This is a genomic window from Phenylobacterium sp. (genome assembly GCF_036677185.1).
In the GTDB taxonomy this organism is placed as follows: Bacteria; Pseudomonadota; Alphaproteobacteria; order Caulobacterales; family Caulobacteraceae; genus Phenylobacterium.
On the sequence record NZ_JAKFEN010000020.1, the window covers coordinates 108,819 to 132,490 of the forward strand.

Below are 23,672 nucleotides of genomic sequence, written 5' to 3' on the forward strand. Positions count from 1 at the left end.
TGTGCGAAGGCTTGGTGGCGCTGATTTTTTCAAGCACTCGGTATGCTCGGCCTGCGAAGTCCTGTCGCGACGGGCTTCCGGTTTTGCCTCCGCGCGCGCATATGGGGGCCGATGAGCCGACCTTCGCCACAGATCGCCGATCCGGGCCGTGCGCTCGTCCTGTTCTCCGGCGGGCAGGACTCCAGCGTTTGCCTGGCCTGGGCGCTGGCGCGCCATGGCCATGTGGAGACCGTCGGCTTCGACTACGGCCAACGCCACGGCGTGGAGATGCAGCAACGCCAGGTCGTCCGCCGTGAGATCGCCGCGCGCTTCCCCCAGTGGGCCGATCGCCTGGGCGAGGACCATCTCCTCGACCTGCGCGGTTTCGGCGCCGTCGGTGAGACGGCGATGACCCAGGAGCGCGCCTTCGAGGTCACTGAAAAGGGCCTGCCCAACACGTTCGTGCCGGGCCGCAACCTGGTGTTCCTGACCTATGCGGCGGCTCTGGCCGATCGGCGCGGCTTGAGGTTTCTTGTGGGTGGGATGTGCGAGACTGACTTCTCGGGCTACCCGGACTGTCGGCGCGACGCCTTGGACGCCCTGGAAAGCGCCTTGAATCTAGGCATGGCGCAGGACTTCGTGGTCGAGACCCCCCTGATGACCCTGACCAAGGCCGAAACCTGGAGTCTGGCCAAGGCCCTGGGCGGGGAGGCCCTGGTGGAACTGATTCTGGAAGACAGCCACACCTGCTATCGCGGGACCCGTGGCGAACGCCACGCCTGGGGCCACGGCTGTGGCGATTGTCCGGCCTGCGAGCTGCGCGCCAGGGGCTGGGCCGAATGGGTGGCCGCCGGCCGCCCGGAGCTCGGCCTGTGAGCTACGCCGTCAAGGAGATCTTCCTGACCCTGCAGGGGGAAGGGGGGCAGGCCGGCCAGTCGGCTGTGTTCTGTCGTTTCGCCGGCTGCAACCTATGGTCCGGGCGCGAGCAGGACCGCGCCGAGGCGGTTTGCACCTTCTGCGACACCGACTTCGTGGGCTTGGACGGCCCTGGCGGCGGGCGTTTCGCCGACGCGGCGGCCCTGGCCGAGGCGGTCGAGGCCGCCTGGATCGGCGGGCCGGACAACCGCCTGGTGGTCTGCACCGGCGGCGAGCCTCTGCTGCAGCTCGACGCCGCGGCGATCGACGCCCTGCACGGGCGCGGCTTTCGCATCGCGGTGGAGACCAACGGCACGCTGGCCGCGCCGGATGGGATCGACTGGGTCTGCGTCAGTCCGAAGGCCCAGGCCAAGGTGGTGCAGGTCCGCGGCCAGGAACTGAAGCTGGTCTACCCCCAGCCCGGCGTCGATCCCGCCGCCTTCGAACACCTGGATTTCGAGCGCTTCCTGCTGCAGCCGATGGACGGTCCGGCGCGCCTGGAGAACACCGAGGCGGCGATCGCCTATTGCCTCGCCCACCCTCGCTGGCGTTTAAGCGTGCAGACGCACAAGTATCTCGGCATCCCCTGACGTGGGACGCCCCAGAACCCCCCTGATGACCCAACCTGTTTTCGAAATCACCAAGGCCGCAACCTTCGACGCGGCGCACTACTTCGCCGAGGGGCCGCAGCACCGGCCCTATTCGAACATGCACGGCCATTCCTTCAAGGTGGAGGCGACGGTGCGCGGCGCGACCCAGGAGCCCGTGGGCTGGGTGGCCGACCTCGCCGATCTGGACGCGGCGTTGAAGGCGGTGGCGAGCGAGCTGGACCACGGCCTGCTCAACGAGAAGCCGGGCCTGGAGCGCCCGACCCTCGAACACCTCTGCCTCTATTTCGCCGAGCGCCTGAAACCTGGTTTCCCTGGTCTGTCGAAGATCGTCGTCTCGCGCCCGACCATCGGCGAGAGCTGTGCGATGGCCGTCGCCTAGTCGTCGCCGCGGCGCTTCCGGTCGTTCTTCCGATCCTCGTCGCCGTCTCCGCCGGGGATCACCGCGCCCGCCGCCATGCCGACGCCCTTGGCCGTCACGCCGACGGCCGTGCCCGCGACCCCGACCGCACCGCCCACCACCGCGCCGGCGGCCATGACCAGGCAGCCTGACAGGGAGACTCCGAGGACGGCGAGGGCGGCGAGACGCAGGAGCAGTCGGGACATGGTCCCTGCCTAGCCGGCAATCATCGCCAAAAGGTGACGCGGCTCAGATCTGCACCAGGCGCGCTTGCGGACCGTCGCCGGCGCGTCGCCGGGGTCCGTCATAGCGCGGGTCGTTGCGACGGCGGCGGTCGGGTCCGAAATAGTCGTCGGTGCGCACGAAGGGCCGGGCGTGGTCGATGATCTGGTGGACGCGTTCGATCACTCCGCGCGCGGTGATCGGCTTGGCCAGGAATTCGTTCACCCCGGCGTCACGCGCCTCGCGGATGCGCGCCATGGTGAAATGGCCGGTGATCATGATGACGGGGACGAGCTGATTGGGACTGTCGGCCGCATTGCGCAGCAGGCGGACAAAATCGATGCCGTCCAGCGGTTCCATGGCCAGGTCGGTCAGGACGATATCGACGGGGTGGCTGCGCATCATCTGCAGCCCTTCGGCTCCGTCGCAGGCCTCGTAGATTTGGCTGATTCCGATGGCGCGCAGAATCTCGGCCAGCAAGACACGCATGTGCCGGTTGTCTTCAACGACGAGTATCTTCAGCAGTTCGAAGCGCACCTTGGCCCGACTATCCTTGATCTCCGCCCTGATTCAACTCGCAAGGGTTGCGGCGAATCAAATGTCGGACGCCCGCTGGCGCGGTCATTACCTTTGCCCTGGAAGCAGGGTCAATAGGCAAAACGTCGTTCTTCGAATCCGACGCAATCTAGACTTGTGCGGTCGTCGAGTAGTCGACTTAGGAGGGGGCTCGACCCCGCCAGAGCGCGCTCAAGCGCGCCCGCCCTGGCCCGGCGAGAAGGCCCCGCCGCCGGTCTGGGCGCGGTGGCGCAGGAAGGCGTCGGCCAGGACACAGGCGGTCATGGCCTCGACCACCGGCACGGCGCGCAAGCCCACGCAGGGGTCGTGGCGGCCCTTGGTGCGTAGGTCGATCTCCGCGCCCGTCTCGTCGATCGAGCGGCGCAGGCTGAGGATCGAGGAGGTCGGCTTGAAGGCGACGCGAGCGACCACCGGCTGGCCGGAGGAGATGCCGCCCAGGATGCCGCCGGCGCTGTTGGACAGGAAGAGCGGGCCGTCATTGCCCATGCGCATCTCGTCGGCGTTCTCCTCGCCGGAGAAGGCGGCCGAGGCGAAGCCCGCGCCGATCTCCACGCCCTTCGAGGCGTTGATCGACATCAGGGCGGCGGCCAGCTCGGCGTCCAGCTTGCCATAGACCGGGGCGCCCCAGCCGGCGGGCACGCCGCTCGCTTCGACCTCGACGATGGCGCCGGTCGATGATCCGGCCTTGCGGACGGTCTCGAGATGCTCTTCCCAGACCGGAACCATCTCGGCGTCCGGGCACCAGAAGGGGTTCTCCGTGCGCTGGTCCCAATCGAAGCGCGACCGGTCCACCGCATGCGGCCCGATCTGGACAACCGCGCCGCGAATGGTGACGCCCTGCAGGATCTTGCGGGCTACGGCGCCGGCGGCCACGCGCGCGGCGGTCTCGCGGGCGGAGGCCCGGCCGCCGCCGCGATAGTCGCGCACGCCGTACTTGGCGAAATAGGTGTAGTCGGCGTGGCCCGGCCGAAACTGCGTGGCGATCTCGCCATAGTCGCGGCTGCGCTGGTCGACATTCTCGATCAGCATCGAGATCGGCGTGCCGGTGGTGACCTGGCCCTTGGTCTTCTCGTCCTGGAAGACGCCGGAGAGGATCTTCACCGCGTCCGGCTCCTGGCGCTGGGTGACGAACTTGCCCTGGCCCGGCCGGCGCTGGTCCAGCCAGACCTGGACCTCGTCTGCGGTCAGCGGGACGCCGGGAGGACAGCCGTCGACCACGCAGCCCAGGGCCGGCCCGTGGCTTTCGCCCCAGGTGGTGACTCTGAACAGGTGGCCGAAGCTGTTGTGCGACATGGCCGCGCTTTTAGAGCCAGGCGGCGCGAAGCGCTAGGCCGCCCAGGCCGCGGCGAAGCGGCGGCGCAGGGTGCGGGCGGCGGAGTTGGCCTCGCCCGCCGCGACGGTCAGGCGCAGGAACAGGTGGCCCTGTCGGTGGCGACCGCGGGCGGGCAGGCCCTGGCCGACCAGTCGCACAAGGCCACGCTCGCCGGCCTTCTTGGTCACCCAGACCACCCGACGGCCGAGCGGAGTCTCCAGGGCGATGCGGCCGCCCTCGGCCAGCAGACGCGGGTCGAGCGGCACGGTGATCCAGAGGTCGTCGCCGCGCACCAGCATCTGGCCGTCACCGCGTAGGGCGACCTCGAACTCGGCGTCGCCGGCCCGGACCTTGTCGCCGGCCCGCAGGCCGGGGGGCAGGGTGAGTTTGATCCGTCGGCCATCGGCCAGGGCGTGCTCCATCTCGCCGCCGGTCATGGCCAGCAGGGGCGGGACGGGCAGGATCTTGCCCTCGGACGCTCGGGCCGGCCGCGCGACGGTGGCGGGGGGTTGGACGACCCGATCGGACGGCTTGGCCTCGTGGAGCAGGTGATAGGCTTCCACCACCTCGCGGAAGCGGGCGGCGTCGCCGCCCTTGCGGTCGGGGTGGGCCAGCTTGGCGGCCTCGCGGAAAGCGCGGCGCAACTCGGCGGCCGTGGCCTGGGCGGTGACGCCCAGCACCTCGCGGGCGCGCTTGCTGCTCATCACTGACGATTTGGTCCCGGCCATTCCCCGGAGTCTCGCCCGGTCCGCGTCAATGCGGCGTTAAGCGCTGACGTGACGGCGGCCGCGCGCTATACGGCGGGCCATGAGCAAGGCCGACATTCCCGCCTCCCCCAGCGAGGACGACTACGTCCGTCAGGTGACGAACGCCGAGCCGCCGCCGCTGCTGACCGCCCAGGACCCCTTCGCGCTCTTCGCCGAATGGATGAAGGAGGCCGTGGCCAAGGAGCCCAACGACGCTAACGGCATGGCGCTGGCGACTGTCGACGAAACCGGCATGCCCGACGCGCGCATGGTGCTGCTGAAGGAGGCCGGCCCCGACGGCTTCGTCTTCTATTCCAACCTGGGCAGCGCCAAGGGCCGCCAGCTCGCCGCCAATCCCAAGGCCGCCCTGCTGTTCCACTGGAAGTCCCTGCGCCGCCAGGTCCGCGTGCGCGGAACCGTCTCGCCCGTCACGCCGGAAGAGGCCGACGCCTATTTCGCCACCCGAGCCCGGCCGGCCCAGATCGGCGCCTGGGCCTCGGACCAGTCGCGGGTTCTACCCGATCGCCTGGCCCTGGAGAAAAAGATCGCCGAGATCGGCCTGAAGTTCGGCCTGGGCAAGGTGACCCGCCCGCCGCACTGGTCGGGCTGGCGCGTGCGCCCCGACAGCATCGAGTTCTGGCGCGACCGGCCGTTCCGGCTACATGAGCGGCTGGTCTTCGTGCGGTCCGGCCAGGGCTGGACCACCGAACGGCTCTACCCGTGAACGACCAGGAAGAGGCCGAGGTCGCCGCCTGGTTCGGCGAGATCTCCGAAAAGGCCATCGAGACCGCCTGCGCCCGGGTCTTCCTGGCCGGCGAGACGGCCTACAAGGTCAAGCGCCGGGTCGATCTGGGCTATCTCGACTATTCCAGCCTGGAGCTGCGGCTCTGGGCGCTGGAACGCGAGCTGCGGTTCAACCGCGCCGCCTCGTCCGACATCTACCGCGCCGTGCGCAAGGTCACCCGCGCGCCGAGCGGCGGGCTGGAGCTCGACGGCCCGGGCCCGGTGGTCGAGCACGTGCTGGAGATGCGCCGCTTCGACGAGAACGCGGTGCTGTCGGCCCAGCCCTGGGCGGTGACCGGACGATTGGCTGACTCATTGGGCCGCGTGGTGGCCGGCGCCCACGCAGCGGCGACGATCCGTCCGCAGGGCGGGGGCGGCAAGGCGCTGAAGTACACCATAGATTCCAACGCCAAGCTGCTGCGGGATATGACCGGCCGCCTCGGCGAGGCGCGGGTCGAGGCGGTGGTCGCGGCCACCGACGCCGAATATTTCCGCCGTGAGGCCCTGCTGGACACAAGGCGCGCGGCGGGCCTGGCGCGCCACTGCCACGCCGACCTGCATCTGGGAAACATCCTGCTGGAGGATGGCCGCCCGGTGCTGTTCGACTGCATCGAGTTCAACGACGTGCTGTCGGACATCGATATCCAGTACGACCTGGCCTTCCTGCTGATGGATCTGGACTTCCGCCGCCGCCGCGATGCCGCGGTGCGGGTGCTTTCGGCCTATCTGGACGAGGCGGGCCGGCATTTCGGCCCGGAGATCCTCGACGGCCTGGCGGCCTTGCCGCTGATGCTGGCGGTGCGGGCCGGCGTGCGCGCCCACGTCCAGGCCCACAGCGGCGACGACGCCGCGGCCATCGCCTATCTGGACGCAGCCCTCGCCCACCTGTCGCCGCCGCCGCCCACGCTGACGGCTGTGGGCGGGCTTTCGGGTTCGGGCAAGTCGACTTTCGCCCGACTGATCGCGCCCGGCCTGGGCGCCTCGCCAGGCGCCGTGGTGCTGCGCACCGACGAGATCCGCAAGCGGCTGCTGAAGGTGGCGCCGGACGCGCGAATGCCGGCCAGCGTCTATTCGCCAGCCTTCTATGCCGAGGTTTACGACACCCTGTTCGCCGAGGCGCGGCGCCTATTGGCCGCCGGTCGCGCCGTGGTGGCGGACGCCACCTTCATCGGGCCGGAACGGCGCGCCCAGGTCGAGGAGACCGCCATACTGGCCGGGGTTCCGTTCCACGGGGTCTGGCTGGAGGCCTCGGCCGAGGAACTGGCCGCCCGCATCGAGGGCCGCGAGGCCGATGCGTCGGACGCCACGGTCGCCACCCTGCAGATGCAGTTGGATCGCGATGTCGGCGAGATCGGTTGGGTGCGGGTCGACGCCTCGGGCCCGGCCCAGGACGCCGCGGAGGCATGGTCGGCGACCCATGCGAGCCCATGAGTGACGTCGCGGTCATTGGCGGCGGGCCCGCGGGGCTGATGGCCGCGGACGTGTTGAGCCGGGCGGGGCTCTCGGTCACGGTTTACGACCGCATGCCGAGCCTGGGGCGCAAGTTCCTGATGGCCGGGCGCGGCGGGCTGAACCTCACCCACTCGGAGGATCTGGACGCCTTTATCGGGCGCTACGGATCGCGCGCGGAGACCCTGCGGCCCTGGCTTGAAGCGTTCTCCCCCATCGACCTGATCGTCTGGGCCGAGGGCCTGGGCCAGGAGACCTTCATCGGGTCCAGCGGCCGGGTGTTTCCCAAGGCCCTCAAGGCCTCGCCGCTCTTGCGCGCCTGGCTGGCGCGCCTGGCCGGGCAAGGGGTCGAGTTCCGCCTGCGCCAGGAGTGGACAGGCTGGAATGCGGAGGGCGACCTGACCTTCAAGGGTGGCGAAACCGTCCGCCCGAAGGCGACCATCCTGGCCCTGGGCGGGGCGAGCTGGCCCAAGCTCGGCTCGGATGGGCGCTGGACGGCGTCGCTGGCCGGGACGGAGATCGCTCCGCTCCAGCCGGCCAACAGCGGCTTCACGGTCGCCTGGAGCGAGGTGTTCCGCGAAGGCTTCGCCGGGACGCCGCTCAAGGCCCTGGCGCTCAGCTTTGGCGGCCGCACGGTGCGCGGCGAGGTGATGCTGACCGCGGCCGGTATCGAGGGCGGCGCGGTCTACGCCCTGTCGGGCGCCCTGCGCGACGCCATCGCGGCGTCCGGCCCGGTCACCCTGGAGATCGATCTGCGGCCGGCCCTGCCCGCCCAACGCCTGGGCGCCAAGCTGGCCGCCGCCGGTCCCGGCCAGACCGTGACCAATGTCCTGCGCAAGGCCGGGCTCAACCCCGCGGAGATCGGCCTGTTGCGCGAGGCCGGCCATGTGCCGAAGGAGCCCGCCAGCCTCGCCCGCCGCATCAAGTCGGTTCCCATCCGGCTGACCGGTGTGCAGCCGATCGAGCGGGCCATCTCCACCGCCGGCGGGGTGGCGTTTGCGTCGCTGGACGAAAACCTGATGCTGCGTGACCGACCGGGCGTCTTCGTGGCGGGCGAGATGCTCGACTGGGAAGCCCCCACCGGCGGCTATCTGCTGCAGGCCTGCTTCGCCACTGGCGTGGCGGCGGCTCGGGGGGTGTTGGCCCGCCTTTCATAGATGCTCCCCTCCTGGGGGAGCTGTCAGCGAAGCTGACTGAGGGGGACTTTGACTCTTGTTTGTGGGCTTCAACCCCCTCCGTCTCGTCGCGAAGAGGCGACGATCCACCTCCCCCAGAAGGGGAGGATCTGCCGCCCGTTACGCCGCCTGACCCGCCACCCATCCCGACGACCACGCCCACTGGAAATTGTAGCCGCCGAGCCAGCCGGTGACGTCCACCACCTCGCCGATGAAGTAGAGGCCGGGGACCTCGCGGGCGGCCAGGGTCTTGGAGTCCAGGTCGCGGGTGTCGACCCCGCCCAGGGTGACCTCGGCGGTGCGATAGCCTTCCGAGCCGACCGGCTTGACTCGCCAGGCGTTCACCGCCGCCTCGAGCTGGGCGATGGCCTTGTCCGACAGGTCGCCGACATTGCTGGTCGCCCCGGCCTCCTCGGCGATCACCTGGGCCAGCCGGCGCGGCAGGTGCTCGCTCAGGACCGTCACCACGGCCTGCTTGCCCCGGCCCGAGCGGGCGGCCTTCAGGGTCTGGGCGATATCGACGCCCGGGGCCATGTCGATGACGATCTCCTCGCCCTCGCGCCAGAAGGATGAGATCTGCAGGATGGCCGGCCCGCTCAGCCCCCGGTGGGTGAACAGCATGGCCTCGGCGAACCGGGTCTTGCCGTGGGCGGCCACGGCGTCGACCGCCACGCCGGCAAGGGGTTTCAGCCGCTCCAGCATGCCGATCTCGAAGGTCAGGGGCACAAGGGCCGGGCGCGTCTCGATGATCCGCAGGCCGAACTGCTGGGCGATCTCGTAGCCCCAGCCGGTGGCGCCCATCTTGGGGATCGACTTGCCGCCGCTGGCGACCACCAGGGCCTCGCAGGCGAGCTTGCGGCCGTCGGCGAGGGTGAGCTGGAACCGGTCGTCGGTTTTGTCGACCTGGGTCACCGAGGTCCGCAGCCGCAGGGCGACGCCGGCTTCGTGCATGGCGTCGAGCAGCATGCCGATGATCTGCTTGGCCGACCCGTCGCAGAACAGCTGGCCCAGGGTCTTCTCGTGATAGGCGATGCCGGACCGCTCCACCCAGCCGACGAAATCCTTGGCCGTGTAGCGACGCAGGGCCGAGATGGCGAAGTGCGGATTGGCCGACAGGAAGTTGGCCGGTCCGGCGTTGATATTGGTGAAGTTGCAGCGACCGCCGCCGGAAATGCGGATCTTCTCGCCGGCCGCGGCGGCATGGTCGATCACCAGCACCCTGCGCCCGCGCCGGCCCGCCTCTATGGCGCACATCATGCCCGCCGCGCCGGCCCCGACCACCACGACGTCGAAGGATTCCAAGGTCTCGTCTCTCCGAACTCGCGCCGTTTCGATACGGAGGCGGGGAGCAAGTCAATCGCCGGGCTTGCGCCGGGGCGGATTCCAGGCGACCCCCGGTCCATGCCGAACGCCCAGCCCCGCGCCTCGCTGGCCGCCCGCCGGCCCCGCCTGACGCTCGCCGTCGCGGTGGGACTGGGCCTGCTGGCGACCTGGTGGTTCCAATCGCGGCCGCCGCCGTGGCGCAAGCTGGAGCTTACGCCGGTGGTCGCCGCTGTGCTGAAGGACGACGGGGCGCCCAGCCTCGGCTTGGCCAGTGCGGACGTGGTGGTGGTGGTGTTCACCGACTACCAGTGCCCGGTCTGCAAGCAGACCGACGCGGCGCTGGAGCGGTTGGCCGCGCGCGATGGGCGGGTGCGAGTGGTCTACAAGGATTGGCCCATCCTGGGCGAGGCCTCGATCCAGGCCGCCCGTGTCGCGCTCGCCGCGGACCGCCAGGGCCGCTACGCCGCCGTCCACCGCGGCCTGATGGCCAATCGTTCAAAGCTCGACCCCGACCGGATCCGCGCGGTCGCCATCGAGGCCGGCGTCGACTGGCCACGGCTGGAGGCGGACCGGGTCGCCAATGCCCCGGCGATCGAGGCCCGGCTGGAGGCCCATGCGGCGCAGGCCTGGTCGCTCGGCCTGCAGGGGACGCCAGGCTATCTGGTCGGCCCGTTCCTGGTGACGGGCGGTCTGGACGACCGGGCCCTGGAGCGGGCGGTGGTCGCCGCTCGCAAGGCGGGCCCACCGCGCTGATCTAGGCCGGCTGGAACAGCTCGACTGCATTGCCCGAAGGGTCTTCGCAGAGGATCTGGCGACCGCCGGGACCGGCGACGATCTCATTGCGGAACGCCACATCGCGGGCCTTGAGCGCCGCGATCCTGGCCTCGATGTCGTCGACCTCGACGACGAACCGGTTCCAACCGCCGGGTTGCGGGCGGCGTCCGTCCGGCATGGGCCGTGCGGCGGAGGCCGCGGGTCCGGCCACCCACAATGTCAGGTCGTCGCGCTTCAGAATGGCCATGGCCGGCCCGAACTGCTGGGCGAGTTCGAAGCCAAGACCCTCGACATAGAAGGCCACCGCCGCATCCACGTCGTTCACCAGATAGCGGACCGTCGCCATGGGACCCTCCTTCTCGCGAAGGGCGAGCATGCCTGCCGAACATCGGCGCGGCCACCCCAAGATGGGCGGTTCCTCGCCTCAAACGGGCGCCGCATTGCGAAAGACGCCTGTGGAATCTAGCTTAACGCCGAGTCCAGAAGGGCCGGGGTCGGGAGGAGACTATATGCAAGGGTTGATGCAGGACTGGCCGCTGACGGTCGAGAAGATCATCGACCACGCCAAGGCCTGGCACGGCGGTCGCGAGGTCGTCAGCCGCTCGGTCGAAGGGCCGATCGTTCGCACCACCTATGCGCAGATCCATGCCCGCGCCCAGCGGGTGTCCAACGCCCTGCTGGCGCTGGGGGTCCAACCCGGCGACCGGGTCGCGACGCTCGCCTGGAACACCGGACGCCACATCGAGGCCTGGTACGGGATCATGGGGATCGGGGCGGTCTGCCACACGCTCAACCCACGCCTGTTCGCCGAGCAGCTCTGCTACATCGTCAACCACGCCGAAGATAAGCTCATCTTCACCGACCTGACCTTCCTGCCTGTGCTGCTGGAGAACCGGCCCAAGATGCCGACGGTGCAGCACATCGTCGTGCTGACCGATCCCGACCACATGCCCAAGGACGTCCCGGGCGCGCTCTGTTTCGAGACCCTGGTCGAACAGGCCTTACCCGACTGCGTCTGGGGCGGCTTCGACGAGAACACCGCCGCGGGCCTCTGCTACACCTCGGGCACCACCGGCAATCCCAAGGGCGTGCTCTATTCGCACCGCTCGAACTTCCTGCACACGCTTGTCACCATGGGCTCCGACGTCCTGGGCATCCGAGCCACCGACACCGTGCTGCCGGTCGTGCCGATGTTCCACGCCAACGCCTGGGGCCTGGCCTTCTCCGCCCCGGCCGTGGGAGCCAAGCTGGTCATGCCGGGCGCCAAGCTGGACGGGGCGTCGGTCCACGAATTGCTGGAGACCGAGGGGGTCACCTATTCGGCGGCCGTGCCGACGGTCTGGCAGATGCTGCTGACCCACCTGCGGGCCACCAACGGCAAGATCACCACCCTGAAGCGCGTGGTGATCGGCGGTTCGGCCGTGCCCGAGGCCATCGTCCGCGGCTTTCGCGATGAATACGGCGTCGACGTCACCCATGCCTGGGGCATGACCGAGACCTCGCCGCTGGGCACCCAGGCGACGCCTAACGCCGCCATCGCCGCCATGGACCCCGAGCAGCAGCTGCAGTTCAAGCTGAAGCAGGGCCGCGCGCCGCTGGGCATCCAGCTGAAGCTGGTCGACGACGACGAGAAGGACCTGCCGCGCGACGGCCACACCTTCGGCCGGCTGAAGGTCTCCGGGCCGTTCGTGGTGGGCGAATATTTCAAGGGCGAGGGCGGCAAGATCCTCGACGCCGACGGCTATTTCGACACAGGCGATGTCGCGACCCTGGACGAGCATGGCTTCATGCAGATCACCGACCGGGCCAAGGACGTGATCAAGTCGGGCGGAGAGTGGATCTCCTCCATCGAGATCGAGAACATCGCCGCGGGCCATCCGAAGGCCGAGCTGGCCGCGGTGATCGGCGTGGTCCACCCCAAGTGGGACGAGCGCCCCCTGCTGCTGGTCAAGCTGAACGCTGGGGAGACCGCCACCAAGGAGGAGTTTCTGGCCTTCCTGGAGGGCAAGATCGCCAAGTGGTGGACGCCCGATGACGTGGTCTTCGTCGACGACATCCCGCTGGGCGCCACCGGCAAGATCGACAAGAAGCTGATCCGCGACCGGATGAAGGACTATGTCCTGCCAACCGCCCCCGCCGCCGCGCCGGCCGTGGCCCTGGCCGCGCCGCCGGAACCGAAGATCTACGCTCCCGAGCCGGAGCCGCCGGCCGCGCCCAACCTGGAAGCCGAGAGCCTGGACTGGACCCCGAACGCGGCCCAGCGGATCGAGCCCAAGCCGGAGCCTTTGGTGGCGGCCTTCCCCGCCACGTCGGAAACCAAGGCCGAGGAGGCCCCGGCGGACGCCGAGGTCCCTTTTCCCGCTGAGCCGGCGACGAGCGCCGGCCCTGAGACCGAGCTGCCGCCGGCCGAGGGCGTGATCGCCCAGCCGATGTTCGCCGCCGCGCCGCCCGCCGGCCGGAAGGTGTCGCCGGGCCGCGCCCGGTTCGCCGACCTCTACCTGAAGCTGGCGGCCATCGTGGCGATCACCCCGGCCGCCATGGTGGGGGTCGCCTTCCTGGGCGTGCAGCTCAATCTGCTCGACCGGCCGGCCTTCGTTCGGCTGGCGCTGGACCTGGCGCCGCAGGTTGCGCTGATCAGCGTCGCCACCGGGATCGCCGGCCTGGCCGTCGCGCTGGTGGCCGGCTTCAACCGCTTCTGGCTGCGCGGCCTGCTGGTGCTGGCGATCAGCGCCGCGACCCTGGGGGCCTATGTGGTGGCCCGATCCACGGGCGCCCAGGCGCCCGCCGCGGCGCCGGTGGCTCAGCCCGCCAGCCGGTAGTCGCTGTCGAGGCCGGCCTCGCCGTCGGTGGTCACCAGGCCCCGGCGGACCAGGTCGATCATGTGGCCCAGGACCGAGCGGGACGCCGCCGGCCACAGGCGCTTGTCCACCGCAGCGTAGAGCACCGGCACCATGTCCTTGATCCGCCCGTGGCCCTCGGCCACCGCGGCCAGCACCTGGGCTTCGCGCGCCCGGCGGTGGGCGATATAGGCCTCGACGAAGGGCGTCACCTCGGTGACCGGCGGGCCATGGGTCGGCCACAGGGTCGTAAAGCCGCGCGCCTTCACCAGGTCCAGGCTTTCCATGTAGTCGGTCATGTCGCCGTCAGGCGGGGTGATCACCGTGGTCGACCAACCCATGATGTGGTCGCCGGAGAACAGCGCGTTCTCCTCATGCAGGGCGAAGCAGATGTGGTTGGACGTGTGGCCCGGGGTGGCGATGGCCTCCAGGGTCCAGTTCGGGCCCTTCAGCACCGCGCCGCCACCGCAGAGGCTGATGTCGGGGGCGAAGCCGAGGTCGGCGCCGGCCTCGGTCTTGATGGTCGATTCTTCGGCCTGGACACCCACCGCGCAGCCGTAGATCGGCGCGCCGGTTTTCGCCTGCAGCGGCCTGGCCAGCGGCGAGTGGTCGGAATGGTGATGGGTGACCAGGATGTGGCTGACCGTCTCGCCGGGCGCGAGCGCCGCCAGGATCGCGTCGAGGTGCTCGGGCAGGTCGGGACCCGGATCGATCACCGCCACCTCGCCTTGGCCGACGATGTAGGTCCCGGTGCCGAGGAAGGTGAACGGCCCGGGATTGTTGGCCACCACCCGGCGGATCAGCGGCGAGACCTGGTCGCAGGCGCCGTAGTCGAAGGTGATGTCGCGCACATAGGGGATCATCGGTCAGCTCCGGCGCCGGTCTTGCCTCGAGCCCCCTGGTAAGCAGTCCAGCGAGGGCGTGATGGCGGCTGACGCGGCGATCTTTGTTTCAAAACGGCTTCAGCGCGCGGCCTTCGCCCTGTTGTGTATCCTTGCGGCGCAGATGGTGCTGGCCATGGCCAGCCGCCAGCCGGAGCCCGCCGCAGCCCGCATCGAGCTGCGGCGCTAGCGCGGGAAGGCCCCCGAGAGGTCGTAGCCGGCCTGGGCGCCAAGCTCGACCAGTTCGTCGCGGGTCCGGGCGTCGGCCTGGAACTCGCCCAGCGACCAGGTGACGATCGAGCGGGTGCCCGACCGGCAGAAGGCCAGCACCGGCCCATCGGCCTGTTCCACCGCCAGATGATTGGCCTCCACCTGATCGGGGGTCGGCCCTCCACGCACCGGGATGTGCACATAGTCCAGGCCGAGCGCCCGGGCCGCGGCCTCGACTTCGGCGCTCGTCGGCTGGGACGGGTCTTCCCCGTCGGGCCGGTTGTTGATCACCAGCTTGAACCCCTCGGACTTGGCCCGGGCCAGATCGTCGAGAGCGATCTGCGGGCTGACGGAAAGGTCGTCGGTGACGCGTCGGAATTCGGTCATTTGCAATACCAAGGTTCTGGGCAAGCTTGGGAGTTGGGCCCTTCGTTGACATCATCGGGGGCCGGTGGAAGTTTCGCAACGCCCGGCCGTCGAAAGGCCCCACCTCGAGCCCCTGTCAGATGTTGCGTTTCATAGGCCGCCGCCTGCTCGTGGCCATCCCGACGCTGTTCCTCGTCGTCACCGTGGCCTTCTTCATGATGCGCGCCGCGCCCGGCAGCCCCTTCGACATGGACCGCAAGCTGTCGCCCGAGATCGAGCGCAACGTCATGGCCAAGTACGGCATGGACAAGCCTCTCCCGGAACAATACTTCAACTATATCAAGGATGTGGCTCGTGGGGACTTCGGCCCGTCGCTGAAGTACAAGGACAAGAGCGTCCTGCAGATCCTCAAGGAGAACTACAAGGTCAGCCTGACTCTGGGCCTCTCGGCCATCATCATCGCCGGGGTCGTCGGGGTGACGCTGGGGGTGCTGGCCGCGCTGCGGCAGAACGGAACCATCGACTACGGAGTCATGGCCATCGCCATCGTCGGGGTCTGCATCCCGACCTTCGTCACTGCGCCGCTGCTGGTGCTGCTGTTCGGGTCCAGGCTGCAGATCCTGCCGTCCGGAGGCTGGAACGACGGGGCGCTGGCCAATCTGATCCTGCCGATCACGGTCCTGGCCCTGCCGCAGATCGCTATCATCTCGCGCCTGACCCGGGCCGGGATGATCGAGGTGTTGCATTCCAACTATGTGCGCACGGCGCGCGCCAAGGGCCTGCCGGAGCATCGCATCGTGCTGAAGCACGCCCTGCGCGCCGCGATCCTGCCGCTGGTGAGCTATCTGGGTCCGGCCTGCGCGGGCCTGCTCACCGGCTCGCTGGTGGTGGAGAAGATCTTCAACCTGCCGGGCCTGGGAAAGTTCTTCGTCATCTCCGCCCTGCAGCGCGACTACACCGTGGTCATGGGCATGGTGATCTTCTACGCCGCGCTCATCCTGGTGCTGAACCTGATCGCCGACCTGCTCTACGCCCTGCTCGATCCGCGGGTGCGCCTGTCATGACCGGCCCGGTCCTGGCGCCCGGATCGCGGGCCGGCGCGGCGCTGATGGAGAAGGCGGTCAAGGGCCGCAGCCTGTGGGACGACGCCCGCCGTCGCCTGTTGCGCAACGGTGCGGCGGTCACCGGCGTCGCGGTCCTGCTGCTGCTGGTGTTGGTGGCGGTCCTCGGTCCGGCCTTCGTCCCGTTCAGCTACGACCAGATCAACAAGAACGACGTCTGGGCGCCGCCGATCACTGGCGGTCACCTGCTGGGCGCCGACTCGCTCGGCCGCGACCTGCTGGCCCGGCTGCTGATGGGCCTGCGGGTGTCCCTGGCCATCGGCCTGGTGGCGACCGCGGTCTCCTTGGTGATCGGCATCGTCTGGGGCGCGGTGGCGGGCTTCGTCGGCGGGCCGCTGGACGAGCTGATGATGCGTATCGTCGACATCCTCTATTCGCTGCCCTTCATCTTCTTCGTGATCCTGCTGATGGTCACCTTCGGCTCCAACATCATCCTGATCTTCGTGGCCATCGGCGCCGTGGAATGGCTGACCATGAGCCGCATCGTGCGCGGCCAAACGCTCGGCTTGAAGCACAAGGAGTTCGTCGAGGCCGCCCGCGCCGCCGGCCTGACGCAGGGATCGATCATCGCCAAGCATATCGTGCCCAACCTGCTGGGCCCGGTGGTGGTCTATGTGACCCTGACCATCCCGGCGGTCATCCTGGCCGAGAGCTTCCTGTCGTTCCTCGGCCTGGGCGTGCAGCCGCCCATGGCCTCGCTCGGCACCCTGATCGCCGGCGGGGCGCAGGACATGGAACTGGCGCCTTGGCTGCTGATCTTCCCGTCCCTGACCATGGTCCTCACCCTGATGAGCTTCAACTTCATCGGCGACGGCCTGCGCGACGCCATCGACCCCAAGGACCGATAGCAAACCGGAAGTTCGAACAATTGTTCGAATCGGCTTGCCTCTCGTGGCGGAATGGACCGACCCTGCGCGCCAACAAAAAGCACACAGTGGAGGACACCGAATGGCTATCGATTTCGACATTCCCGAAGACGCCAAGGCGATCCGCCTCAAGGTCCGCCAATGGGTGGAGGACGAGTGCATCCCCGCCGAGAAGAAGCTGGTCGACAAGGCCAGCTTCAAGACCGTGCTGGACGAGCTGCGGGTCAAGGCCCGGGCCGCCGGCCTCTGGCTTCCCTTCATCCCCAAGGAATACGGCGGCATGGGCCTGGGCCCGCTGGCCAACGCCCTGGTGCAGATGGAGCTGGGCCGCAGCCATCTGGGCGCGCTGTCGATGAACAGCCAGGGCCCGGACGACGCCACCATGCTGACCCTGCTGGCGCATGGCACCGAGTACCAGAAGGAGAAGTTCCTCAAGCCGCTTTTGGCCGGCGACAAGCGCGTCTGCTACTCGATGACCGAGAAGGCCGCCGGCGCCGACGCCACCGGCATGCGCACCACCGCGGTCAAGGACGGCAACGAGAACTACATCCTCAATGGGGAGAAGTGGTTCTCATCGGCCGCCAGCGCCGCGGACATGGCCTTGGTCATGGCCCGAACCGACCCCGACGCGCCGCGCCACCAGCAGTTCTCCACCTTCATCGTCGAGCTGCCGAACCCCGGCTACAACATCAAGCGCGACATCAAGACCATGGCCGTGGAGGGCGAGCTCAGCCACATCATGGGCGGCGGCCACTCCGAGATCGAGATCAAGGACCTGGTCGTACCGGCCGAGAACCTGCTGGGCGGGGAGGGGCAGGGCTTCAACATGGGCCAGCACCGCCTGGCCTATGGGCGTCTGCGCCACGGCATGCACAACGTGGCCATGGCCCAGCGGGCCCTCGACATGGCCGCGGCCCATGTCACCAAGCGCGAGACCTTCGGCAAGCCGCTGCACGAGCGCCAGGGCGTCCAGTTCATGTTGGCCGAGTGCGCCAGCGAGCTCTACATGGCCCGCTTGATGCTGCTGCACATCGCCTACAAGGCCGAGAAGGGCCTGGACATGCGGCAGGAAAATTCCATCGCCAAGGTCTTCCTGGCCCACATGGTCCACAAGGTGGTCGACACCGCCATCCAGCTGCACGGCGCGCTGGGCTATAGCCAGGATACGCCGCTGGCCAGCTGGTACACCCACATCCGGTCGCAACGCCTGGTCGACGGGCCGGACGAGGTCCACCGGTGGACGGTTGGGCGCAACGTGATCAAGGCCTACCAGCAGCACGGCACCACGGCCTCGGCCGCGGGCGGGGACCTGCTGTAGGTCGGGAACGTGCTCCTGGTCCTCCTCTCCACCCGTCTTCGGGGGGAGAGGGTAGGGTGAGGGGGGCGTCTCCGCCGCGCTGAGCTAGAAGGTAGACCGGATTGCGCCGCTTCGCGCCGCATCCCCTCACCCTACCCTCTCCCCTCGAAAGGGGAGAGGAGGCGGTATCTCGGCAGCGGCGGAAGCCTGGCCCTATTTCACGCGGCGGGCGCGGACGGCGCGCTGGCCGTCGGACTTGAGGAAATAGGAGCCCATGGCCGCCTTGCGGATCTCGACCTTCGAGCCCTTGCCGGGCTGGCGGCCGAGGGTCTCGTTGTCGGTCTGGGCCCAGACGGCGCCGCCTTCCAGCTCGAAGATCCACTTGCCGTCGCCGCCGCGATAGGCGCGATCGGCGATGCTGGCCAGGCTGTCGACCTCTTCCGGCTTCTCGGTCCGTTCGAACATGGCCAGGCTGGGCATGTTGAAGCCGAAGGCCTGGCGGCGAACCGACTTGGCCTGTTCGCGGTCGACCACCACGATGTCGCCCTTCTGCTCGGCGCCGGCCAGGGCGCCCACAGCGGCGTCGTAGCAGGCCAGGCGCTCGGCGCCGTCGGCCTTGGCCTTGCAATCCAGCAGGCTCTGGAACTGGGCGGCGCGGCCCTCCGGCTTGGGCTGGGCGGCGGCCGGCGTCGCGGCCAGTCCGAGCACCGCGAGACCCAGGGCGGTCAGCTTTGTAGGTGTGGAAAAATATGTCATCCGTGACCCATGAGTTCGACGTCCCGCATTGATAGGGCGCTCCCGGCGCTGGGCAAGTTACTGTTGGTGGGATTGACGGCCTTTTCGCTGGCCGCCTGCTCACCCAAGGGGCCATCCCGGCCGCCCTGTCCGCAGGGCGCGGTGTGCATCGAGGCCGGAAACGTCTCCGAGCCGGCGACCCTGGACCCCCACAAGTCCACCGGCACCTGGGAAGAGCGGATCATCTCCAGCCTGATCGTCGGGCTGACCGACGCCGACCCCAGCGGAAACGCCGTGCCCGCCATGGCCGAACGCTGGGAGACCAGCGCCGACGGCCTGACGTGGACCTTCTATCTGCGCGACGCGACCTGGTCTGACGGCGTGCCGGTCACCGCCGATGACTTCGTCTTCTCCCTGCGCCGCATCCTCGATCCGAAGACGGCGTCGGAATACGCGTCGCTGCTCTATCTCATCAAGAACGCCCAGCCGGTGAACGAGGGTGATGCGCAGCCGGACGCCCTGGGCGTGCGCGCGGTCTCGCCGAAGGTCCTGGAGATCGTGCTGGAGCACCCGGCGCCCTACCTGCCGCAGCTCGCCAAGCACTACACCATGTTCCCGGTGCCCCGGCATGTGGTCGAAAAGCTGGGGGACGCCTGGATCAAGCCAGGGAACTACGTCTCCAACGGGCCCTATGTGGTCACCGCCTGGAAGCTGGGCGATTACGTCCAGCTGGCGAAGAACCCGCGCTTTTACGAGGCCGACAAGGTCTGCGTGGACCAGATCCGCTTCTATCCGACGCCCGACGCCACCATGGCCGAACGCCGCGTGCTGCGCGGCGAGCTCGACATGAACGCCGACATGCAGTCGAACCGCATCGCCTTCCTGCGCGAGAAGGCGCCGGCCTATGTGCGGACCCACACCTATCTCGCGGTGACCTATCTGGCCTTCAACGCGGCCGAACCGGCGTTCAAGGACAGGCGCGTTCGGCTGGCCCTGACCATGGCCATCGACCGTGAGTTCATCGTGAACAAGCTGTTCCGCGGGGGACAGACGGCCGCCTACACCTTCGTGCCGCCAGGCGTGGCCGGCTATGAGCAGGCCAATGCGCCGGCCTGGGCCGCCTGGCCGCTGGAGCGGCGCCAGGCCGAGGCGCGGCGGCTGCTGACGGAGGCGGGCTACGGGCCGAAGCGTCCGTTGAAGGTTGAGATCAAGCACCGCAACACGCCTGACCCCTCACTCTACCTGCCCGCGGTCCAGGCCGACTGGAAGGCGATCGGCGTCGATGCCAGCCTGGTGCAGAACGAGGTCCAGATCGCCTACGCCGCCTATCGCGCCCGCGACTTCCAGGTGGCCGACGCCGCCTGGATCGCCGACTACAACGACGCCATGAGCTTCCTTTATCTGCAGCAGTCGGCCACCGGCCCGCAGAACTATGGCGACTACAGCAACCCCGCCTATGACGCCCTGCTGGCCAAGGCGGACGCCGAGCCGGACGCCAAGGTCCGGGCCGGCTACCTGGCGGAGGCCGAGAAGGTCATGCTGGCGGACGCTCCCATCGTGCCGATCTACTTCTACGTGAACAAGAATTTCGTGGCGCCGAAGGTGACCGGGTTCGTCGACAACATCGTCGACCAGCACCGTGCCCGTTACTGGTGTGTCGCCGCCACGCCACCTAGCCGGGCGGCGGCCAAACCCCCGCAAGGGTAAATTTGTGCGCGCATTGTGGCCCCGAGCACATTCTGTGACCAGAATGCGACAGGTTGCCGTCCTTAACATTGCCGACACGTAATGGGCGTTGACCCCCTGCGTGTATGACTCGTAACTCCTACGTAACCGAGCTCTATCGAGTCCGGGACCGTACCTTTTGTGGGGAGCAGGTGCTGCGGGTCGTAACGACCGGCGGACCGCTGGAGGATCTAGACCTTGAAAATCAAAACCATGCGGGAACGCCTGCTGGCGTCTTCCATGATCTGTGGCGCGGCCTTTGTCGCCTTTTCGGCGACCGCCGCCTACGCCCAGGAAGAAGTCCAGGAAGTGGTCGTCACCGGCTCGCGCATCGTCCGTCAGGACTATGTCGCCAACAGCCCGATCGCGACCGTCACGGGCGACGCCGCTGTCGCCAACGCCGACATCACGCTCGACACCTATCTGAACACCCTGCCGCAGGTTAACCCGTCCGGCACGACCACCTCCAACAACCCCGGAAACGGCGGTCAGTCCAATATCGACCTTCGCGGCTTCGGCGCGAACCGTAACGTCGTCCTCGTCGACGGCCGCCGTCCGATGGTGTCGGCCAACAACCTCACGGTTGACCTCAACACCATCCCGCAGGCCCTGGTCGACTCGATCGAAGTCATCACCGGCGGCGCGGGCTCGGCCTACGGCGCCGACGCCATCGCCGGCGCGGTGAACCTGAAGCTGAAGAACAACTTCGAAGGCATCGACATCCGGGCCGGCTACACGAACTCGACCGAGTTCTGGGACGCCGAGGAGTATCAATTCTCCGCGGCCATCGGCGGCAACTTCGCCGACGGCAAGGGCAACGCGGTGTTCGGCTTCGACCGTTCCTACCGCGAAGCGATGATCAAGTCGCAGCGCTCGTTCTCGCAGAACGCCACCTCGACCACCTCCTTCCTGCCGGAAGGCGCGCTGTTCTGGGGCGGCACCAACGCCCCGACCAAGGCGGCCCTGGACAGCATCTTCGCGACCTACGGCGTGGCGTCGAGCGCGATCACCCTGACCTCGGGCACCATCGGCTTCAACCTTGACGGCACCCTGTTCCACAAGGGTATCTTCAACAGCCCGATCAACGCCCAGAACTACCGCGGCCCGATCGACGGTACGGTCAACCAGTCGCTCTATCCCGACCTGTACAGCTACAACTTCGACTTCGTGAACATCCTGACGCTCCCGCTGGACCGTTACTCGTTCATGTCGAAGGTGAACTACGAGCTGGACAACGGCATCGAGTTCTTCGCCCAGGGCGGCTGGACCGAGTACAGCGCCGTCACCGCGCTGGCCCCGACCCCGTTCCCGACCGTCAACACCCGCAACCCGAGCACCGCCCGGACCCAGGACGTGATCTCGGCCCTGGTCACCCCGGGGCAACAGATCGCCCAGCAGTTGGTGATCCCGGTCACCAACCCCTTCATCCCCAACGACCTGCGCACCTTGCTGAACTCGCGGACCGGTGATGACCCGGCCCTGGTCGGCGCCGGCGCCACCGAGCCGTTCCGCATGCGTCAGCGGACCCTGGATATCGGCCTGCGTCAGTCGGTCTACGAAAACACCGTCGTCCAGTTCCTGGCCGGCGTGCGTGGCCCGCTGGGCGACACCGGCCTGACCTTCGAAGCTTCGGTTTCCGAAGGCCGGACCGAGATCGACCAAACCCAGACCGGAAACGTCAACACCCAGCGCCTGCAGCAGATGATCGAAGCCGCCGACGGCGGCGCCAGCCTCTGCGCCGGCGGGTTCAACATCTTCGGCCGTCAGCCGATCTCGGCGGCCTGCCGTCAGTTCCTCGAGGTCAAGACCACGCTCTCGACCGAGATGAAGCAACAGATCGGCCAAGCCTACATCACCGGCCCGGTCTTCGAACTTCCGGCCGGCGACCTGTCGATCGTGCTGGGCGCCGAATATCGCGGCTTCGAGTACAAGTTCGATCCGGGCGCCGCCTCGGGCCCGATCTCGGGCTTCAACAACCAGAGCCCGGACGAAGGCACCACCTCGTTCCGCGACGTGTTCGCCGAAGTGCTGATCCCGATCATCAAGGACCAGCCCTACATCCAGGCGCTGGAGCTGAGCCTGGGCGCCCGCTACTCGGAATCGGAATTCGCCGACAAGATCACCGGCAACAGCGTCGATGCGCGCGGTTCGTGGGCTTACAAGGGCGAACTGGCCTGGACCATCAACGACCAACTGCGTGCCCGCGCCTCCTACCAGCGCTCGGTGCGTGAGCCGAACTTCAGCGAACTGTTCTCCGGCGGCGGCTCGGCGCCTCAGTACTTCGACCCCTGCTCGGTGACGTCGACGGCCCGCAAGGGCGGTTCGGCCGCCCAGCTGGCGGCCCTCTGCCAGACGGCGGGCTTCAACGGCGGTGTCGCGGCCTCGGCCATCAACACCTTCGTGCAGACCCCGGGCTCGCAGATCGGCGTCGACCTGGCCGGCAACACCGCTCTCGACCCGGAAATCGGCAAGACCTTCACGATCGGCATGGTCTGGAAGTCGCCGTGGGAGAACCAGTGGCTCTCGCGCCTGCAAGGCTCGGTGGACTACTACAACATCAAGATCGACAAGGCGATCCTGACCCCCACCCCGAACCAGATCGTGGCGGCCTGCTACAACTACTACGGCACCAACTCGACCTACAGCCCGACCAACACCAACTGCGACGGCATCCTGCGGGTCGGCGGCGACATCCTCTGGGTGTACAACCCCGCCACGAACTACGACTTCTTCACCGGCAGCAATGACGGTCACCAGAAGTCCAGCGGTGTCGACATCCAACTCGACTGGGGCTTCGACATGTCCTGGATGGGCGCGTCGGATGACTGGGGTTCGGTGCGTATCAACGCCCTGCTCACCCACGTGATCGAGTTCAAGCAACAAGATCCGATCTCCGGCGTGCCGGAACTCGACTTCGCGGGCACCGTCTCCTACTTCGGCGCCGGCCTGGGCACGAGCTTCCCGGAATGGAAGGCCACGATCAACACCGAGTGGAACCTGTTCGAGGACTACAAGCTCAATGTCCGCGCCCGCTATATCGCGGCCATGGACAACCGCCTGAGCGTGGAGTTCCCGGGTGAGCAATCCTTCACCGGCACGGACGCGATCTGGTACTTCGACGCGTCCGGCACCTGGGCCGTCACCGACAATGTCGAACTGCGCCTCGGTGTGAACAACGTGTTCGACCAGGAGCCGGAAGTCTACGCTCCGAACGTGCAATCGGGCACCGATCCGTCGACCTACGACGTTGTCGGCCGCCGGGTGTTCGGCGCGATCAAGCTGCGCTTCTAAGCTCGGCTAACGCCAAACGATTGGGGGCGGCGGACTTCGGTCCGCCGCCCTTTTTCGTGTCCGAAGATCGGCGATGTCCGT

23 protein-coding genes are annotated in these 23,672 nt (G+C 68.4%); 14 read left to right on the forward strand and 9 right to left on the reverse strand.

Annotated features, from left to right (window positions below; all coding sequences use genetic code 11):
• The first annotated feature begins 111 nt into the window (after positions 1–111).
• Genes queC through V6M51_RS11085 form a run of 3 tightly spaced genes read left to right on the forward strand, consistent with a single transcriptional unit; the run spans position 112 to position 1,884 of the window.
• On the forward strand, positions 112–855 hold the full coding sequence (queC, locus tag V6M51_RS11075; protein ID WP_332767147.1) for a 7-cyano-7-deazaguanine synthase QueC: 744 nt from the start codon (positions 112–114) through the stop codon (positions 853–855).
• Positions 852–1,484 carry a 7-carboxy-7-deazaguanine synthase gene (queE, locus tag V6M51_RS11080; protein ID WP_332767148.1) on the forward strand — a complete coding sequence of 211 codons (633 nt, stop codon included), beginning with the start codon at positions 852–854 and terminating at the stop codon, positions 1,482–1,484. The genes queC and queE overlap by 4 nt, the downstream gene beginning before the upstream one ends.
• A 25-nt stretch (positions 1,485–1,509) precedes the next feature.
• Positions 1,510–1,884 carry a 6-carboxytetrahydropterin synthase gene (locus tag V6M51_RS11085; protein WP_332767150.1) on the forward strand — a complete coding sequence of 125 codons (375 nt, stop codon included), beginning with the start codon at positions 1,510–1,512 and terminating at the stop codon, positions 1,882–1,884.
• Here the strand turns inward: V6M51_RS11085 and V6M51_RS11090 are convergent.
• The 4 genes from V6M51_RS11090 to V6M51_RS11105 all read right to left on the reverse strand — a co-directional run bounded on the left by V6M51_RS11090 (position 1,881) and on the right by V6M51_RS11105 (position 4,716).
• Positions 1,881–2,108, reverse strand: coding sequence for a hypothetical protein (locus V6M51_RS11090; RefSeq protein WP_332767152.1), 228 nt, complete (start codon positions 2,106–2,108; stop codon positions 1,881–1,883). The genes V6M51_RS11085 and V6M51_RS11090 overlap by 4 nt on opposite strands.
• A 43-nt stretch (positions 2,109–2,151) precedes the next feature.
• Positions 2,152–2,661, reverse strand: a complete 510-nt coding sequence (locus tag V6M51_RS11095) for a response regulator (protein WP_332767153.1) — start codon at positions 2,659–2,661, stop codon at positions 2,152–2,154.
• Between the two features lie 210 nt (positions 2,662–2,871).
• On the reverse strand, positions 2,872–3,993 hold the full coding sequence (gene aroC, locus V6M51_RS11100; RefSeq protein WP_332767154.1) for a chorismate synthase: 1,122 nt from the start codon (positions 3,991–3,993) through the stop codon (positions 2,872–2,874).
• 33 nt (positions 3,994–4,026) lie between these two features.
• Positions 4,027–4,716, reverse strand: coding sequence for a J domain-containing protein (locus V6M51_RS11105; RefSeq protein ID WP_332767155.1), 690 nt, complete (start codon positions 4,714–4,716; stop codon positions 4,027–4,029).
• A gap of 103 nt (positions 4,717–4,819) precedes the next feature.
• Here V6M51_RS11105 and pdxH point away from each other — a divergent pair, with 103 nt between their 5' ends.
• The 3 genes from pdxH to V6M51_RS11120 are packed head-to-tail and all read left to right on the forward strand — an operon-like array spanning position 4,820 to position 8,147.
• Complete coding sequence (gene pdxH / locus V6M51_RS11110; protein WP_332767157.1) at positions 4,820–5,482, forward strand: pyridoxamine 5'-phosphate oxidase; 663 nt, start codon at positions 4,820–4,822, stop codon at positions 5,480–5,482.
• Positions 5,479–6,972, forward strand: a complete 1,494-nt coding sequence (locus V6M51_RS11115) for a bifunctional aminoglycoside phosphotransferase/ATP-binding protein (protein WP_332767158.1) — start codon at positions 5,479–5,481, stop codon at positions 6,970–6,972. The genes pdxH and V6M51_RS11115 overlap by 4 nt, the downstream gene beginning before the upstream one ends.
• Positions 6,969–8,147: an NAD(P)/FAD-dependent oxidoreductase gene (locus V6M51_RS11120; protein WP_332767160.1), complete on the forward strand. Its 1,179-nt coding sequence runs from the start codon at positions 6,969–6,971 to the stop codon at positions 8,145–8,147. The genes V6M51_RS11115 and V6M51_RS11120 overlap by 4 nt, the downstream gene beginning before the upstream one ends.
• A gap of 138 nt (positions 8,148–8,285) precedes the next feature.
• Here V6M51_RS11120 and V6M51_RS11125 read toward each other — a convergent pair whose 3' ends face one another.
• On the reverse strand, positions 8,286–9,467 hold the full coding sequence (locus tag V6M51_RS11125) for an NAD(P)/FAD-dependent oxidoreductase (protein ID WP_332767163.1): 1,182 nt from the start codon (positions 9,465–9,467) through the stop codon (positions 8,286–8,288).
• 99 nt (positions 9,468–9,566) lie between these two features.
• Between V6M51_RS11125 and V6M51_RS11130 the strand changes: the two genes are divergently transcribed.
• Positions 9,567–10,241, forward strand: coding sequence for a DsbA family protein (locus tag V6M51_RS11130; protein ID WP_332767165.1), 675 nt, complete (start codon positions 9,567–9,569; stop codon positions 10,239–10,241).
• A 1-nt stretch (position 10,242) separates the two neighbouring features.
• Here the strand turns inward: V6M51_RS11130 and V6M51_RS11135 are convergent, their stop codons facing one another.
• On the reverse strand, positions 10,243–10,608 hold the full coding sequence (locus tag V6M51_RS11135) for a VOC family protein (protein WP_332767166.1): 366 nt from the start codon (positions 10,606–10,608) through the stop codon (positions 10,243–10,245).
• 163 nt (positions 10,609–10,771) lie between these two features.
• Between V6M51_RS11135 and V6M51_RS11140 the strand changes: the two genes are divergently transcribed.
• The gene (locus tag V6M51_RS11140; protein ID WP_332767167.1) at positions 10,772–13,081 is read left to right on the forward strand and encodes a long-chain-fatty-acid--CoA ligase; all 2,310 of its coding nucleotides are present in this window, start codon (positions 10,772–10,774) and stop codon (positions 13,079–13,081) included.
• On the opposite strand, the gene V6M51_RS11145 is transcribed toward V6M51_RS11140, so the two are convergent.
• Positions 13,063–13,962, reverse strand: a complete 900-nt coding sequence (locus V6M51_RS11145; RefSeq protein WP_332767168.1) for an MBL fold metallo-hydrolase — start codon at positions 13,960–13,962, stop codon at positions 13,063–13,065. The two genes, V6M51_RS11140 and V6M51_RS11145, sit on opposite strands and share 19 nt — an antisense overlap.
• 61 nt (positions 13,963–14,023) lie before the next feature.
• Between V6M51_RS11145 and V6M51_RS11150 the strand changes: the two genes are divergently transcribed.
• The gene (locus tag V6M51_RS11150) at positions 14,024–14,170 is read left to right on the forward strand and encodes a hypothetical protein (RefSeq protein ID WP_332767170.1); all 147 of its coding nucleotides are present in this window, start codon (positions 14,024–14,026) and stop codon (positions 14,168–14,170) included.
• Here V6M51_RS11150 and V6M51_RS11155 read toward each other — a convergent pair.
• A complete protein-coding gene (locus tag V6M51_RS11155; RefSeq protein WP_332767172.1) occupies positions 14,167–14,577 on the reverse strand; it encodes a TIGR01244 family sulfur transferase in 411 nt (136 codons plus the stop codon). The two genes, V6M51_RS11150 and V6M51_RS11155, sit on opposite strands and share 4 nt — an antisense overlap.
• A 119-nt stretch (positions 14,578–14,696) precedes the next feature.
• On the opposite strand from V6M51_RS11155, the gene oppB reads away from it, so the two are divergent.
• The 3 genes from oppB (at position 14,697) to V6M51_RS11170 (ending at position 17,861) form a co-directional block, all read left to right on the forward strand.
• A complete protein-coding gene (gene oppB / locus V6M51_RS11160) occupies positions 14,697–15,620 on the forward strand; it encodes an oligopeptide ABC transporter permease OppB (protein WP_332767174.1) in 924 nt (307 codons plus the stop codon).
• Positions 15,617–16,525, forward strand: a complete 909-nt coding sequence (locus tag V6M51_RS11165; RefSeq protein WP_332767175.1) for an ABC transporter permease — start codon at positions 15,617–15,619, stop codon at positions 16,523–16,525. The genes oppB and V6M51_RS11165 overlap by 4 nt, the downstream gene beginning before the upstream one ends.
• Positions 16,526–16,625: 100 nt before the next feature.
• A complete protein-coding gene (locus tag V6M51_RS11170) occupies positions 16,626–17,861 on the forward strand; it encodes an acyl-CoA dehydrogenase family protein (protein WP_332767176.1) in 1,236 nt (411 codons plus the stop codon).
• A 192-nt stretch (positions 17,862–18,053) separates the two neighbouring features.
• Here V6M51_RS11170 and V6M51_RS11175 read toward each other — a convergent pair whose 3' ends face one another.
• Positions 18,054–18,596, reverse strand: coding sequence for a hypothetical protein (locus tag V6M51_RS11175; protein WP_332767178.1), 543 nt, complete (start codon positions 18,594–18,596; stop codon positions 18,054–18,056).
• 66 nt (positions 18,597–18,662) lie between these two features.
• Here V6M51_RS11175 and V6M51_RS11180 point away from each other — a divergent pair, with 66 nt between their 5' ends.
• Positions 18,663–20,282, forward strand: a complete 1,620-nt coding sequence (locus tag V6M51_RS11180; RefSeq protein ID WP_332767440.1) for a peptide ABC transporter substrate-binding protein — start codon at positions 18,663–18,665, stop codon at positions 20,280–20,282.
• A 216-nt stretch (positions 20,283–20,498) separates the two neighbouring features.
• Complete coding sequence (locus V6M51_RS11185; RefSeq protein WP_332767179.1) at positions 20,499–23,591, forward strand: TonB-dependent receptor domain-containing protein; 3,093 nt, start codon at positions 20,499–20,501, stop codon at positions 23,589–23,591.
• Positions 23,592–23,672: the final 81 nt, after the last annotated feature.

What these genes read in the sequence shown, in the direction of transcription:
- queC (WP_332767147.1), top strand. Translation starts at nt 112, where the DNA reads ATGAGCCGACCTTCGCCACAGATCGCCGATCCGGGCCGTGCGCTCGTC.
- V6M51_RS11085 (WP_332767150.1), top strand. Translation starts at nt 1,510, where the DNA reads ATGACCCAACCTGTTTTCGAAATCACCAAGGCCGCAACCTTCGACGCG.
- V6M51_RS11090 (WP_332767152.1), bottom strand. Translation starts at nt 2,108, where the DNA reads ATGTCCCGACTGCTCCTGCGTCTCGCCGCCCTCGCCGTCCTCGGAGTC.
- aroC (WP_332767154.1), bottom strand. Translation starts at nt 3,993, where the DNA reads ATGTCGCACAACAGCTTCGGCCACCTGTTCAGAGTCACCACCTGGGGC.
- V6M51_RS11105 (WP_332767155.1), bottom strand. Translation starts at nt 4,716, where the DNA reads ATGAGCAGCAAGCGCGCCCGCGAGGTGCTGGGCGTCACCGCCCAGGCC.
- pdxH (WP_332767157.1), top strand. Translation starts at nt 4,820, where the DNA reads ATGAGCAAGGCCGACATTCCCGCCTCCCCCAGCGAGGACGACTACGTC.
- V6M51_RS11120 (WP_332767160.1), top strand. Translation starts at nt 6,969, where the DNA reads ATGAGTGACGTCGCGGTCATTGGCGGCGGGCCCGCGGGGCTGATGGCC.
- V6M51_RS11130 (WP_332767165.1), top strand. Translation starts at nt 9,567, where the DNA reads ATGCCGAACGCCCAGCCCCGCGCCTCGCTGGCCGCCCGCCGGCCCCGC.
- V6M51_RS11135 (WP_332767166.1), bottom strand. Translation starts at nt 10,608, where the DNA reads ATGGCGACGGTCCGCTATCTGGTGAACGACGTGGATGCGGCGGTGGCC.
- V6M51_RS11140 (WP_332767167.1), top strand. Translation starts at nt 10,772, where the DNA reads ATGCAAGGGTTGATGCAGGACTGGCCGCTGACGGTCGAGAAGATCATC.
- V6M51_RS11145 (WP_332767168.1), bottom strand. Translation starts at nt 13,962, where the DNA reads ATGATCCCCTATGTGCGCGACATCACCTTCGACTACGGCGCCTGCGAC.
- V6M51_RS11150 (WP_332767170.1), top strand. Translation starts at nt 14,024, where the DNA reads ATGGCGGCTGACGCGGCGATCTTTGTTTCAAAACGGCTTCAGCGCGCG.
- V6M51_RS11155 (WP_332767172.1), bottom strand. Translation starts at nt 14,577, where the DNA reads ATGACCGAATTCCGACGCGTCACCGACGACCTTTCCGTCAGCCCGCAG.
- oppB (WP_332767174.1), top strand. Translation starts at nt 14,697, where the DNA reads ATGTTGCGTTTCATAGGCCGCCGCCTGCTCGTGGCCATCCCGACGCTG.
- V6M51_RS11165 (WP_332767175.1), top strand. Translation starts at nt 15,617, where the DNA reads ATGACCGGCCCGGTCCTGGCGCCCGGATCGCGGGCCGGCGCGGCGCTG.
- V6M51_RS11170 (WP_332767176.1), top strand. Translation starts at nt 16,626, where the DNA reads ATGGCTATCGATTTCGACATTCCCGAAGACGCCAAGGCGATCCGCCTC.
- V6M51_RS11175 (WP_332767178.1), bottom strand. Translation starts at nt 18,596, where the DNA reads ATGACATATTTTTCCACACCTACAAAGCTGACCGCCCTGGGTCTCGCG.